Origin of the sequence: Brevundimonas sp. LPMIX5 (genome assembly GCF_003576505.1) — a bacterium.
Classification (GTDB): Bacteria; Pseudomonadota; Alphaproteobacteria; order Caulobacterales; family Caulobacteraceae; genus Brevundimonas; species Brevundimonas naejangsanensis.
Window position 1 is genome coordinate 364,036 of record NZ_QWTZ01000002.1, and the last position, 13,669, is coordinate 377,704.

14 protein-coding genes are annotated in these 13,669 nt (G+C 66.6%); 7 read left to right on the top strand and 7 right to left on the bottom strand.

Annotation, left to right across the window (positions count from 1 at the left end):
• From D1604_RS02785 to D1604_RS02800, 4 genes are all read left to right on the top strand, one after another.
• Nucleotides 1-903 carry a tyrosine recombinase gene (locus D1604_RS02785; protein WP_119412093.1) on the top strand — a complete coding sequence of 301 codons (903 nt, stop codon included), beginning with the start codon at nucleotides 1-3 and terminating at the stop codon, nucleotides 901-903.
• Nucleotides 904-988: 85 nt separating this feature from the next.
• The gene (locus tag D1604_RS02790) at nucleotides 989-1,939 is read left to right on the top strand and encodes an acetyl-CoA carboxylase carboxyltransferase subunit alpha (RefSeq protein WP_003166956.1); all 951 of its coding nucleotides are present in this window, start codon (nucleotides 989-991) and stop codon (nucleotides 1,937-1,939) included.
• A gap of 96 nt (nucleotides 1,940-2,035) precedes the next feature.
• Nucleotides 2,036-2,611, top strand: a complete 576-nt coding sequence (locus D1604_RS02795; protein ID WP_024352655.1) for a response regulator — start codon at nucleotides 2,036-2,038, stop codon at nucleotides 2,609-2,611.
• On the top strand, nucleotides 2,608-3,087 hold the full coding sequence (locus tag D1604_RS02800) for a chemotaxis protein CheE (protein WP_119412094.1): 480 nt from the start codon (nucleotides 2,608-2,610) through the stop codon (nucleotides 3,085-3,087). The genes D1604_RS02795 and D1604_RS02800 overlap by 4 nt, the downstream gene beginning before the upstream one ends.
• 7 nt (nucleotides 3,088-3,094) lie before the next feature.
• On the opposite strand, the gene D1604_RS02805 is transcribed toward D1604_RS02800, so the two are convergent.
• From D1604_RS02805 to D1604_RS02830, 6 genes are all read right to left on the bottom strand, one after another.
• Nucleotides 3,095-4,981, bottom strand: a complete 1,887-nt coding sequence (locus tag D1604_RS02805; RefSeq protein ID WP_119412095.1) for an ABCB family ABC transporter ATP-binding protein/permease — start codon at nucleotides 4,979-4,981, stop codon at nucleotides 3,095-3,097.
• A gap of 50 nt (nucleotides 4,982-5,031) precedes the next feature.
• Nucleotides 5,032-6,048: a threonine aldolase family protein gene (locus tag D1604_RS02810; protein ID WP_119412096.1), complete on the bottom strand. Its 1,017-nt coding sequence runs from the start codon at nucleotides 6,046-6,048 to the stop codon at nucleotides 5,032-5,034.
• Nucleotides 6,049-6,051: 3 nt separating this feature from the next.
• Nucleotides 6,052-7,032, bottom strand: a complete 981-nt coding sequence (locus D1604_RS02815; RefSeq protein WP_119412097.1) for a mechanosensitive ion channel family protein — start codon at nucleotides 7,030-7,032, stop codon at nucleotides 6,052-6,054.
• Between the two features lie 43 nt (nucleotides 7,033-7,075).
• Complete coding sequence (locus D1604_RS02820) at nucleotides 7,076-8,773, bottom strand: cisplatin damage response ATP-dependent DNA ligase (RefSeq protein ID WP_119412098.1); 1,698 nt, start codon at nucleotides 8,771-8,773, stop codon at nucleotides 7,076-7,078.
• Nucleotides 8,774-8,838: 65 nt separating this feature from the next.
• A complete protein-coding gene (locus D1604_RS02825; protein ID WP_024352649.1) occupies nucleotides 8,839-10,644 on the bottom strand; it encodes a response regulator in 1,806 nt (601 codons plus the stop codon).
• A 107-nt stretch (nucleotides 10,645-10,751) separates the two neighbouring features.
• The gene (locus D1604_RS02830) at nucleotides 10,752-11,051 is read right to left on the bottom strand and encodes a BolA family protein (RefSeq protein WP_233551821.1); all 300 of its coding nucleotides are present in this window, start codon (nucleotides 11,049-11,051) and stop codon (nucleotides 10,752-10,754) included.
• Between the two features lie 44 nt (nucleotides 11,052-11,095).
• On the opposite strand from D1604_RS02830, the gene D1604_RS02835 reads away from it, so the two are divergent.
• Complete coding sequence (locus tag D1604_RS02835) at nucleotides 11,096-11,764, top strand: J domain-containing protein (RefSeq protein ID WP_119412100.1); 669 nt, start codon at nucleotides 11,096-11,098, stop codon at nucleotides 11,762-11,764.
• Here D1604_RS02835 and D1604_RS02840 read toward each other — a convergent pair.
• Complete coding sequence (locus D1604_RS02840; protein WP_024352646.1) at nucleotides 11,724-11,996, bottom strand: hypothetical protein; 273 nt, start codon at nucleotides 11,994-11,996, stop codon at nucleotides 11,724-11,726. The two genes, D1604_RS02835 and D1604_RS02840, sit on opposite strands and share 41 nt — an antisense overlap.
• 133 nt (nucleotides 11,997-12,129) lie before the next feature.
• On the opposite strand from D1604_RS02840, the gene D1604_RS02845 reads away from it, so the two are divergent.
• Nucleotides 12,130-12,558: an organic hydroperoxide resistance protein gene (locus D1604_RS02845; RefSeq protein ID WP_119412101.1), complete on the top strand. Its 429-nt coding sequence runs from the start codon at nucleotides 12,130-12,132 to the stop codon at nucleotides 12,556-12,558.
• Nucleotides 12,559-12,633: 75 nt separating this feature from the next.
• Nucleotides 12,634-13,644, top strand: coding sequence for a cobaltochelatase subunit CobS (gene cobS, locus D1604_RS02850; protein WP_199683639.1), 1,011 nt, complete (start codon nucleotides 12,634-12,636; stop codon nucleotides 13,642-13,644).
• Nucleotides 13,645-13,669: the final 25 nt, after the last annotated feature.

Sequence of the window (13,669 nt, forward strand, 5' to 3'; positions counted from 1 at the left end):
ATGACACCGCAGATCGAAGCGTTCCTAGAGATGATGGCGGTCGAGCGCGACGCCTCGCCCCATACGCTGGCCGCCTATGGCCGGGACCTGGCGGACGCGGAGACCTGGCTGGGCGACGCCGGGGGACTTATGGCTGCGCCGCAGGAGGCGCTGGAGGCGTGGTTCGCCGATCTGTCGCGGCGCGGGCTGTCGGCCGCCACCGCCGCACGCCGCCGCGCCTCCGTGCGCCAGTTCTACCGCTTCGCCCTGGGCGAAGGCTGGCGGCCCGACGATCCCTCGCGCCGCCTCGACGCGCCCAGACAGGGCCGCAGCCTGCCCAAGACCTTGAGTCGCGACGAGATCGAGGCCCTGCTGGCCGCCGCCGGCGCCGCAGACAGCGCAGCAGGCCTGCGCCTGATCGCCCTGGTCGAGATGGCCTACGCCTCGGGCCTGCGAGTCTCCGAACTGCTGGCGCTCAAGGTCGAGGCCGTGCGGCGCGATCCGGCCTATCTGATCGTGCGCGGCAAGGGCGGCAAGGAACGGCTGGCGCCCCTCAACACCGCCGCGCGTGAGGCGATCAAGGCCTGGCTCGACGCCCGCGACGCCGCGCGCAAGCCGAACACGCCCGACAGCGCCTGGCTGTTTCCCTCCCACGGCAAAAGCGGCCATCTGACCCCGCGCCGCTTCGCCCAACTGCTGGATCAGGCGGCCATCACCGCGGGGATCGATCCGGCCCGCATTAGCCCCCACGTCCTGCGCCACGCCTTCGCCACCCACCTGCTGGAAGGCGGCGCCGACCTGCGCGTGGTCCAGACCCTGCTGGGCCACGCCGACATCTCGACCACCCAGATCTATACCCACGTCGCCACTGACCGCCTGTCCCAGGTGGTTCACGCCAACCATCCTCTGGCGAAGGACGACTGAACCCGCGCTTGCTCCGAAGCGTTCCGCGCTCTAGGTTCCGCCGCCTTCCGTAGCGCAATGCGCGCTTCCTCCTCACGGACGCCTAATGGCCACGCACTATCTCGAATTCGAAAAGCCGATCGCCGAACTGGACGCCAAGATCGCCGAGTTGTCGCTGCTGGCGCCGACCAGCGGATCGTTCGAGACCGAGATCGCCGCCCTGCGCAAAAAGGCCGACGCCATGCGTACGAAGGCCTACGCCAACCTTGACCCGTGGATGCGCACCCAGGTCGCGCGCCACCCGCAGCGTCCCCACTTCATCGACTACGTCGACGGCCTGTTCACCGACTTCGTGGAACTGCACGGCGACCGTCAGTTCGGCGACGACCAGGCGATCCTGGGCGGTCTGGCGCGTTTCCGCGGCCAGCCGGTCGTGATCATGGGCCATGAAAAGGGCCACGACACCCAGACCCGCATCACCCACAACTTCGGCATGGCCCGCCCCGAGGGGTATCGCAAGGCCGTCCGCCTGATGGACATGGCCGAGCAGTTCGGCCTGCCGGTCCTGACGTTTGTCGACACCGCCGGGGCCTATCCGGGTCTGGGCGCCGAGGAGCGCGGCCAGGCCGAGGCCATCGCCCGCTCAACCGAGCGCGGCCTGACGCTGGGCGTGCCCTCCATCGCCACGGTGACGGGCGAAGGCGGTTCGGGCGGCGCTATCGCCATCGCCGCCGCCAGCCGGGTGCTGATGCTGGAGCACTCCATCTATTCGGTCATCTCGCCGGAAGGCGCAGCGGGCATCCTGTGGCGCGACGGCTCGCGGGCCAAGGACGCGGCCAACGCCATGAAGATCACGGCGCCGGACCTGATCGAGCTGAAGATCGTCGATCGCGTGATCCCCGAGCCGCTGGGCGGCGCCCACGCCGACCGCGAAAAGGCCATTCAGAACGTCGGTCAGGTTCTGGAAGAAGAACTGAAGGCCATGTCCGGCCTGTCGGCTGAACAGCTGAAGAAGCAGCGCGCCGACCGTTTCTACGCCATCGGCCGTCTGGGCTGATCGAACGCAGCGAGCCGTTGCCAGGCGGCTCCTCGGCGTCGAAGCTGCGCCGATGCGATTCGTCCAAGGCTCAGTGATGCGTGATTCGAGGCTCCCATGCGCGGCATGAACGGGGTCGGCGAAACCCTGCGCGAAAGCGCGGTCTTCAACTTCGATGGGGCGATGACGATGGTCGTCGACGACTCCCCTTTCGCGATGGAGTTGACGGCGCAGGCGCTGCTGGGTTTCGGCATCAAGGTGCGCCACACCTGCGCCGAAGCCGCCGAGGCCATCAAGATTCTGCAGACGCATCCGGTCGATCTGATCCTGGTCGACTGCGAAATGCCGGGCATGAGCGGCTATGAGTTCGTGCGCTGGCTGCGTCGCTCGGGGCTGGAGCCGAACGCCTATGCGCCCGTCATCATGACCGCCGCCCACGTTCGCCGCTCCAAGGTGTCTGAGGCGCGCGACTGCGGGGCCAACTTCCTGATCACCAAGCCGTTCAGCGCCGGGGTGCTGCTGGAACGCATCGTCTGGGTGGCGAAGGATACGCGCCCCTTCCTGGAGGTCGGCGATTATTTCGGCCCGGACCGTCGCTTCAAAGAGGAACCCTGGCCCGGTCCCGAGCGTCGTTCCGAAGAGATTCGCAAAGCGCAATTCGAAGCCCAGCGCAGAGGCTCGATAGAATTATGACCGTCATCACGCACAATCGCCGTCGCTCGCGCCTGTCGACCCTGATCGACCAGCCCGGCGGCGTCAGCGTCGGAACCGCGCTGAAGCAAGCGCACGCCAATCTGGCCGAGTATGAGGCCCGCAGCCGAGAGGTTATCGAGGAACAGGTGTCCGCCTTGGCGGGCATGAAGCCGCCCTCCAGTACGGACGAAGCCTCCGCCGCATTGGATCAGGCCTATGCTCGCTCCAGCGCCGTGATCGATGCGGCCGGGCCGTTCGAGATGAAGGACATCTGCACCGCCGCCGCCAACCTGTGCGATCTGATCGACGCGGCGCCGGAAGATCAAAGCTTCGACTGGCGCATCGTCACCGTCCACGCCCAGGCGCTGCGCCTGCTGCTGACACTGCCGGCCGAGGCCAACGACGCCCGCGCCCAGGTGCTGGAGAGTCTCAAGGACGTGCTGAAGGCCAAGGTCCCCGGCGGCGCCAAGGGCTAAAGCCGGATCAGGTCTGAGGCGCCTGCGTCCTGGCGCCCCGCGTCTGCTTGCGCCACAGGGCCGCATATTCTCCGCCCTGACGCGCCACCAGCTCATGGTGCGCCCCGCGCTCGACGATGCGGCCGGCCTTCAGCACCAGAATCTGATCGGCGTCGGCCACGGTGGACAGTCGGTGCGCCACCACCAGGGTCGTGCGCCCTGCCCTCGCCTTGCGCAGCGTCTTCTGAATGGCGGCCTCGGTGCGGCTGTCGAGCGCGCTGGTCGCCTCGTCCAGGATCAGGATGCAGGGGTCGGCCAACAGGGCGCGGGCGATGCCGACGCGCTGGCGCTCGCCGCCTGACAGCTTCAGACCCCGCTCCCCGACGCGGGTCTCCATGCCTTCGGGCAGGCCGCGGATGAAGTCGGCCAATTCGGCGCCCTCGGCTGCGGCCCAGATCGCCGCCTCGTCCGCATCGGGCCGGGCGAAGGCGATGTTGGCGGCGATGGTGTCGTTGAACAGGGCCACGTCCTGCGGCACCAGGGCCACGGCGGAACGCAGGGACGCCTGGGTCAGGCCGCGCGCATCCCGACCGTCGATCAGCACCGCGCCTTCCTGCGGGTCCAGCAGGCGCAGGGCCAGTTTGACGATGGTCGACTTACCGGCGCCGGACGGACCCACCAAAGCGGTCGTCGTGCCGGCGGGCGTGACAAAGCTGACGTCGTCCAGCCCGGCCGCCCGCGCGTCGTGCCGGAAGCCCACATGATCAAAGACGATCTCGGCGCCGCAGCCGCTTTCAGGCCGGGTCAGGGCCACCGCGTCGGACGCGTCGGCCACCTGCGGCGCCTGGCGCGTCACCTTAAGCATCTCCTCCATGTCAATGAAGGATTGTCGGATTTCTCGATAGGCGAAGCCCAGGATGTTCAGCGGCGCATAGAGGGAGATCATGATCAGCACAGCGGCCGTCACATCGCCCGGTCCCATGCGCCCGGCCGCCGCCTCGAACCCGGCCATGACCGCCATGACGCCCAGGCCGACGTTCATGATCAGGCCCTGGATCAGGTTCAGCGCGGCCAGCGAGGTGTTCGCCTTCAGCGAGGCCTGAACATAGGTCGACAGGGATCGGTCATAGGCCTCGGCCGCGCGGCTTTCGGCGCCGAACGACTTGACCGTCTCATAGTTCAGCAGGGCGTCCACCGACAGGCCCGCCGCCTCGCTGTCGGCGGCGTTCATGGCGCGCCGGTGTTCCAGCCGCCAGTTGGCCATAGCGAAGGTGGTGACCGCATAGACCAGCACGACCGCCACCGCGACCGCGCCGAAGCGCCAGTCGTATTTGCCGCCCAGCACCGCCGCCGCCAGCACCAGCTCCAGCACCGTCGGCCCCAGGTTGAACATCAGGATGCGCAGTAGGAAGTCGACGGCGCGCGATCCCCGATCCATCACCCGCGACAGGGCGCCGGACCGCTTGGTCTGGTGAAAGTCGAGCGATAGGCTGAGGGCGTGGGCGAAGGTCTCGGCCGCCGTCTTGCGCTGGGCCGCCGCGCGCACCGGCGCGAACACGACGTCCGACAACTGCGGCGTCGCCGCTGACAGGAAACGGACCAGGGCCCAGCCCACGGCGAAGGCGGCGAAACCCAGCCCCACAGACGCCGCCGGACCCTGATCCGCCGCCAGATGATTGACCGCCGCGCCCAGCACCAGCGGAGCCAGAACGCCTAGCCCCTTGCCCGCCAGTGTCAGCAAAATCGCGCCCGTCACGCGCCACGGCAGTTGCGGTGCGCCGGACCGCGCCACCACGCCGATCAGGCTCTTCAGCGCCTCCAGTGTCGGCGGCGCCTCCTGTTGAGAGGCATCGACCCCGGCGTTCATGGCCTTGGTCGCGACATCGCCGCGCCGTCCCGAGCGCTCACCCCGCATCGCCGCGCTCCGCCGTCGTCATGCCATCGAGGCGGAACCGGAGCGCCACCTCAGCTCAGGCTCGCCACGGCGTCGATGAGGGCGTCCACCGCCGCCTCTTCGGTCGCCCATGAACAGACAAAGCGCACCGAACCATCGTCGAACTGATAGCAGGCCCAACCGGCGGCGTTCAGCGCCTGATGCGCCTCGTCCGGCATCCGCACGAAGACCGCATTGGACTCTACCGGATGAGCGAGAACGAAAGACGTCCGGGCCTCGATGCCGTCGGCCAGGCGCTGGGCCATCAGATTGGCGTGGGCGGCGCCCGACAGCCAGTCGCCGCTTTCCAGCAGACCCAACAGCGGCGCCGCCAGCAGCCGGCCCTTGGACGCCGTCTGCCCAGCCTGTTTCAGCCGGTTGTCGATCCGCCGCGTCAGGCTCTTGTCGAAGATCACCAGCGCCTCGACGCAGTGGGCGCCCGCCTTGGCGCCGCCGAACGACAGAATATCCACGCCGAGCCGCGCGATATCCTTGGGGTCGAAGCCCGCCGCCACGGCGTTGGCCAGCCGCGCCCCGTCCATATGGACGCCCAGCCCCGCCCGTTTGGACGGTTCGATCAGGTGGCGAAGCTCTTCCTCGGAATAGACGGCGCCGTACTCCGTCGCCTGGGTCAGGCTAAGCGCCGCGGCAGGCTGGCGGTGACCGACGACCGGCTCTTCCAGAGCGGCGTGCAGCGCCGCTACGTCGACCTTGCCCGAATAGCCGGGCAGACCGATCAGGCCGACGCCTTGGCCGAAGAAGCCAGGCGCGCCGGTCTCATCGGTGCAGATATGGGCTGCGTGGTGCGCCAGCACCGCCTCATACGGGCGCGCCAGCATCGACAGGCCGATGGCGTTGGCCGCCGTGCCGCTGAACAGGAAGCGCACCTCGGCGTCGGCGTCCAGCGTCTGACGGATCAGATCAGCGGCCCGCGCCGAAGTCTCATCCGCCCCATAGGCCCGCGTGAACCCCGTATTGGCCGCAATCAGGCTCTGCAGCGCCGAAGGCGCCATGCCCGCCGTATTGTCCGAGCCGAAATCAAAACGCACGGATCACTCTCCCCCTTGGCCCGACAGTCCGTCCTGAGCCGCATCATTCTGTAGCGGGGCCATGACGACCCGCGCAAACTTGGCGTCCTTCGCCGGCACCTCGACCTGGTGCGGGAAGGGAATCTCGATACCGGCCTCGTCCAGAGCCTCCTTGCCCGCCTGCATCAGGTCGGACTGGGTCTGCCACCAGTCGGCGTTGTTGACCCAGGCGTGCAGGGTGATCTGGACCGCGCTGTCCAACAGACCCGTGACGCCGGTCCACGGCGCCGGGTCCCTCAGGACCCTGTCGTTCACCTTGGCGACCGACGCCAGAACAGCACAGGCGTCCTTCAGGTTTTCACCGTAGCCCACGGTGAAGTTGATCTCGATGCGGCGCGTCCGCTGCCCCGTTACATTGACGATGACGTCGCTCAGCACCTTGGAATTCGGAATGACGATCTTGTGGTTGTTGGCGTTGGTCAGCTGGGTGGTGAACAGATCAAGCTTCTGCACCGTGCCGGAGGCGCCGCCCACGTCGATGGCCTCGCCCACGCGGTAAGGACGCAGGATCAGCAGCATCACCCCCGCCGCCACATTCGACAGCGTCCCTTGCAGGGCCAGGCCGACCGCCAGCGAGGCAGCGCCCAGAACGGCGATGATCGAGGTCGTCTGCACGCCCAGGCGCTGCAGTACGGCGATCATGCCGATGATGATGACCACCACCCGCACGATCTGCACCATGAAGGCCAGCACCGTGGGATCGCGCCTCACCAGCCGCGTCCGGCCCAAAATTTTCCGCGCCGCGCCCGAAGCCCAGCGGGCGGCGAGCAGGGTCAGGACAAAGATGATCGCCGCAATGGCCAGGTTGACAGCGAAATCGCCCAGCAGATCCATAGCCTTGGCCAGGATAGCGGCGTCCATGCTCAGCCTCTGCTCGCCGGCGGCCATCGCCTGAGCCAGAGGCTCGGACAGTACGACGGGACTATGCAGGAAATTCATGAGCATGAACCGGGTCTAACGCACGTGGAGCCGATTGGAACCCCGATGCTCAAGCTTTTTCACCTGCGCTGACCCGACCGCCGCCGCGCTCGATGGCGTCCAGCAGGTCGAGCACCGTCTCGAGCGTATCCGCCTCACGCGCGGGCTTGTCCCAGCGGATGCGGCTGACCCGGGGAAAGCGCATGGCGACGCCCGATTTGTGCCGCGTCGAGCGCTGAAGTCCCTCGAAGGCGATCTCCAGCACCAGGCCGAAATCCCGTTCGGCGCGGACCGCGCGAACGGGGCCGAACCGATCGGTGGTATGGTCGCGTACGAATTTGTCGATCTGTTTCAGTTCCTCGTCGGTGAAGCCGAAATAGGCCTTGCCGACCGGCGTCAGCGCGCCCTCGTCGGTCCAGACGCCGAAGGTGTAGTCGGAGTAGAAGCCGGACCGCTTTCCGTGGCCGCGCTGGGCGTACATCAGCACCGCGTCGATGACGTGGGGGTCGCGCTTCCATTTGAACCAGGGCCCTTTCGGGCGACCGGCGACATAGAGGCTGTCGCGGCGTTTCAGCATCAGACCTTCTGCAGCGGCGCCGACCGGCGGATCGGCCCGCAAAGCCGCCAGATCGTCCCATGTCGCGTGGGTCAGCAGCGGCGACAGCGCCAACCGGTCGCCCGTATGCCCCGCCACCAGTCGTTCGAGCCGCTCTCGACGCTGGGTCAACGGCAGCGCGCGCACATCCTGCGCGCCGTCGGCAAGCAGGTCGTAGGCCAGGATGGCCGCCGGATAGTCCTGCACCAATCGCGCGCTGGCCGTCTTGCGGTTCAGCCGCTGCTGCAAGTCGCCGAACGGAGCGACAGCGTCATCGCGCACGACGAGCAGTTCGCCATCTACAGCGCCATAAAAGGCCAGGGCCTGAACCACATCGGGAAACGCCGCAGAAATGTCATCGCCGGTGCGGGAATAAAGCCTCGTCACCCCGCCTTCGCGCACCGCCTGAACCCGCACGCCGTCCCATTTCCACTCGGCCAGGAAGTCTGTCGGATCCAGACGGGCCACATCAATCGCTTCATCCAGAGCGGTCGCCAGCATGACGGGACGGAAGCGGCCGGGAGCCTCGGCGCTAGGGCGCTCGCCCCGCCCTTCCAGCCAGGCGAACAGGTCGCCATAGGGCGCAGTAAGACCGTGCCAGACTTCTTCGATTTCGGCCACGTCGACTGGCGGCAGAACGGCGGCCTGTTCGCCGCCTTCCGGCCTCGGCGGCTGGCTGACGGCGTCGGGCCGCATCATGGCGGCGGCGGTGCGCGCCAGGCGCGCCGATACGCCGACGCGCAGACCGCCTGTGACCAGTTTCAACAACGCCCAGCGTCCCTTGGGCTCCAGCGCGTTCAGCCAGCCTTCGATCAGACGGGGCGCTTCCTGTCGTCCTGCGCCCTGAAGCGCGTCCACGACCTCGCCTAGCGACGGCTCGCGGTTGGGGCGATGGTCGGGATCGGACGGCCAGATCAGGGCGACCGTCTCGGCCAGGTCGCCCACATAGTCGTAGGACCAGCCGAACAGAACAGGGTCGACCCGCGCCTCCGCCGCCTTACGGATCATCGCCGGTTTGGCTGCAGAGAACGCCAGGTCGCCGGTCAGCGCCGCCAGCGCCCAGCCGCGATCCGGATCCGGGGTGGCGCGGAGGTAGTCGCGCAGGAGAACCAGCTTCGCCTTGCGCGACGCGGTAAGCGACAGTCGATCAAGCAGTTCGGCGAAACGGCGCAACTCGGCTCCTGAGATTCGGGCGTAGCCTTATGCAACGCCGAACCTCGCAAGCGTTTCCGTAACCGTCAGGCGGCCTCGTTCTCGATAAGCACTTGCAGCGCGGGCCGACCGCCCTTGGCCTGGGCCATCAGGCTGGCCAGGCTGCGGAAATCAATCGGCTTGTTCAGATAGGCGTCGGCGCCCGCCGCCATGCCCGCCTCGTGATCCTCGTTCCGGGCCGAAGCCGACAGGACGACGATCGGCGTCTCAGCATTGACGCCGCCTTCGCGGATCAGACGGGTCGCCGTCAGACCATCCATGATCGGCATGTTCACGTCCATGATGATCAGATCAAAGGCCTGATGACGGGCGATATCGACCGCCTCCTGGCCGTTCTCCGCCGTCGTGGTGCGGCGTCCGGTCGAGCCCATCCACGCCTCAAGGATCATGCGGTTGACCGGGTGATCCTCCACGACCAGCACCTTCATGCCGTCCGGTTCGATGCTATCGGCATCCGCGTCGGCCTGAGCGGCCTCATCTTCCCAGCAGACGACCTCGCCCTCGACAGCGAAGGTGAAGACCGAACCCGAGCCGACCTGAGACTGCACCGTGATGTCGCCGCCCATGATGTTGGCCAGGCGCCGCGAAATCGTCAGGCCCAGACCCGTGCCGCCGAAGCGTCGTGTCGACGAAGCGTCGATCTGGGTGAAGGGCTGGAACAACTGATCCATGTCGCCTTCTGAAATCCCTGCGCCGCTGTCGTGCACCGCGAACTCGAACGCCACGCGGCGCTCGGAGATACGGCGGCTTCGCGTCACAAAGCGGATTTCGCCGCTCTCAGTGAACTTCACCGCGTTGGACAGCAGGTTCTGCACCACCTGACAGACACGCAGGGGATCGCCGCGCACGACGGCAGGCGTATCGCCCTCAAACTCGGACACGAACCTCAGCCCCTTGGCCTCGGCCTGCGCCTCGAAGGGACCGACGATGCGGCGGTGAAGGTCGTCCAGCTGGATGTCGATGGACTCGAAATTCATCCGCCCCGCCTCGATCTTGGTCATGTCGAGGATGTCGTTCAGCAGGCTCAGCAGATTGTCGCCGGAGTTGCGGATGATCGCCAGATATTCGCGCTGGGCGCCGTCCAGCCGCGTCGCGCTCAACAACTGGGCCGCGCCGAGCACCCCGTTCATCGGCGTGCGCAGCTCGTGAGAAATGACACCCAGAAAGTTGGATTTAGCCTCGTTGGCGGCGTTCGCCTTGTCCCGAGCCGCTTCCAGTTCTTCGATCAGATGAGCCTGATGCTCCTGGAAGGCGCGGATGCGTTCCTCGCGCAGCATGGTCATCGTCACGAGGACGAACAGGGAGGCCGCCGTGAACGGCGCCAACATGACGAAGGGCCAGAAGGCCGGATCGCCGATCAGGGTCACAGCAATGATGGCCGCCGCGACGCCATAGGGCGATGAAATCACGATGGCCTGTTTAGGCGAGCTGCGCAGCTGGGCGAACACGAGCACATAGCCCGAAATCAGCAGGGCGATGGCCAGTTCGCGGCCGAAAAGCGAGGGCGAGAACCACGCCATAAGCGGCGCCGCCGCCCAAGCCGCCGTGGTCACGGCGCCGACAATGGGGAACACCTTACCCCAGCCTGCTTCAGCATTCTGACTGCGGCTGATCCGCTTTTCAACGACGCCGCGCAGAGCCCCCGCGGCGAGGGTGCCAGCGAACCACAACAGGCCATACAGCAGACCCACGGTCGCGATCAGCCCAACGGCCCAGCTGGTGATGATCAGATAGCGGAGATAGTGGGTCTGCAGGATGGCGGACAGGGCCTGGGCGGCGCTGCCGGCCTCCTGGCTCTCAAGCCCCTTCCCTATGCCTTCTGAACCCACCATGGCGACGCCCCCGCTCGCTGCAAATATTCTTCGGGAGCGGACGCTATGGCCAAATGTTCTAAGAGGATGTGAATGAGGAGAACTACGTAATCTCAAATCGGTGAATATCAGGTCCCGGCTTCGCCCGGCGTCTGAGCGCGGATCGACAGGGCGTGGACCGGGCCGTTGAGCTCGGCTTTCAGCGCGGTGTTGACCGCCCGCTGCCGCGCGACGCGATTCATGCCTTCAAAAGCCGCCGAAACGATCCGCAGCTGGAAATGACTTTCCCCGCCGTCCTGGGCGTCGATTCCCCCTTCGTGGTGGTGACCGGCGTGTTTCCAGCTGTCGTCCTCCAGCTCAATCAGGCTCGGAGCGAAGGCCGCAGCCAGTTTTTCACGGATAATCGTCGCTACAGGGCCGTTCGACATGGTCATTCCTTGAAGCCGTCCAAATCAGCCCTACACTTCGGAGGATGTCTGCGTCTTTTCAATACAAGCCTCGCTTCACCGATATCCGCGTGAAGCCCCCCCGGCCCGAGGAGGAACAGGCCGAGGCCGATGTCCTGCACCTGAAGCCCGGCGAGAAACGCTGCGAGTGGCCTGACTGCTCGCGCCCGGCGACGGCCAAGGCCCCCAAGTCGCGCGAGCAGATCAATGAGTTCTACGATTTCTGTCAGAGCCATGCCGGGCAGTATAACAAGGGCTGGAACTTCTACGCCGGCATGAACGAGGGCCAGATTCGCGCGGCGCAGGAAAACGAGGCCATGACCGGCGGACGGCCGACCTGGCAGATGAAGGCCGGGCCCCAGACGCGCGAGGCCGCCGCCTTTGCAGCCAAGTTCGGCACGAACAACAACTCAGGCGCCGGTTCATGGCGCGACAGCTTCGGCCTGTTCGGACGCAGAACCCAGGAAGCGCCGGTCGCCGCCGCCCCCGAGCAGCGTATGGGGCGGCTGGAACGCGCCGCCCTGGCCGACCTGAACCTGGAGCCCGGCGCCGACAAGGCCGCCGTGAAGGCCCGCTATCATGAGCTGCTGAAACGCTTCCACCCGGACACCAACGGCGGCGACCGTGGAGCGGAAATGAAGCTTCAGAGCGTCATCAAGGCCTGGAAGACCTTGAAAAAGGCCGGTTACGCCTGATGGACCGAAGCAGGCCCGCGCCGCCGGGAGCGGCGTCGACACGCGTGACCTGCCCGCCCTGTTGAGACGAGTCCCAGATTTCCGCGAAGACGTCGGCGCCGCTTTCGCCGCGCATCACCCGACGGGTCTCGCGGATCGCCTCAAGGAAGGTGTCGGCCTCAAGCGCAAGCATTTGAGGCGTCCGGCCGGGCGCGTCGTACACATAGCAGAAGAACTGCGGCAGCGTGGTCATCTCAGCCCCTCCCCGATGGGAGCGATGCGGCAATTGTTAACATCGAGCTGTGGATATTCCGAATCACAGAACCGTTGTTTCTGAGAGGCGTTGAGACAGCTTCAGCCCCTTCACAGCCCACGGAGTCTGTCTCATGGAAATCCTGTACCGCGCCCACGCCACGGCTTCCGGCGGAGGCCGCGACGAGGGCCGCTCGGCCACCGACGACGGCAAGATCGACGTCCGCCTGTCCGTACCGACCGAAATGGGCGGCAAGGGCGGCGACGGAACCAACCCCGAGCAGTTGTTCGCGACTGGCTACGCCGCCTGCTACCTGGGCGCCCTGCGTCTGGTGTCAGGCAAGGCGGGGACGCCTGTCGGGCCGGACACCAAGGTCGAGGCAGGCATAGGTTTCGGCAAGAACACCCGCGGCGAAGGCTTCAACCTGGATGTGACGCTGAAGGTCACGGACCACGGACTGGACGAGGCGGTTATCAACGACCTTACCCACAAGGCGCATCAGGTCTGCCCCTACTCCAACGCCACGCGCGGCAATGTCGAGGTCGCCCTTTCGGCGGAATAATGCGGCCGGCCCAGCGCGAATAATCAATCCGGCCCCTCGCGCGTGTTGAGCCGCGCGCGCGAGGGCGCTAGGTGGATGGCCATGACCTCTCCGCTCGACGCCTCCCCCGACCCGCTCGTCACGCTGGAACCGCATCGCAAGGTCACGCTGAAGGAGGCATTCGGCATCGACTCCGACATGGTCGTGCCCGCTTTCGAAACGCGCGACAGCCATGTGCCCGAGATCGACGACTCCTATCGTTTCGATCCGCAGACGACGCTCGCCATCTGCGCGGGCTTCGCCCACGACCGCCGCGTGATGGTCCAGGGTTATCACGGCACCGGCAAGTCGACCCACATCGAGCAGGTCGCCGCCCGCCTCAACTGGCCGATGGTGCGCGTCAATCTGGACGCCCACGTCAGCCGGATCGACCTGATCGGCAAGGACGCCATCGTCCTGAAGGACGGCAAGCAGATCACCGAGTTCCGCGAGGGCATCCTGCCCTGGTCGCTGCAACGCCCGGTCGCCCTCGTGTTCGACGAATATGACGCGGGCCGCCCCGACGTGATGTTCGTCATCCAGCGCGTGCTGGAGGCGCAGGGACGCCTGACCCTGCTGGACCAGAACCGGGTCATCCGTCCGAACAAATGGTTCCGCCTGTTCGCTACCTCCAACACGGTCGGTCTGGGCGACACCACGGGCCTGTATCACGGCGCCCAGCAGATCAATCAGGCCCAGCTGGACCGCTGGAACATCGTCACCACGCTGAACTATCTCGACCACGACGTGGAAGCCGAAATCGTCGCCGCCAAGGCGCCCGAGTACGACACGCCGGACGGCCGCCGTCAGATCGCCGCCATGGTCCGCGTCGCCGACATGACGCGTAACGCCTTCATGAACGGCGACATCTCGACCGTGATGTCGCCCCGTACGGTCATCACCTGGGCCCAGAACGCCATCATCTTCGGCGGCGACCTGGCCCTGAGCTTCCGCCTGACCTTCCTGAACAAGTGCGATGAGCTGGAACGGCCGACCATCGCCGAATTCTATCAGCGCGCCTTCGGCGAGGACCTGCCGGAATCCGCAACGCGGGTGAAGATCGCCTGACGCCCTCGCGCATCGTTAAATGAAA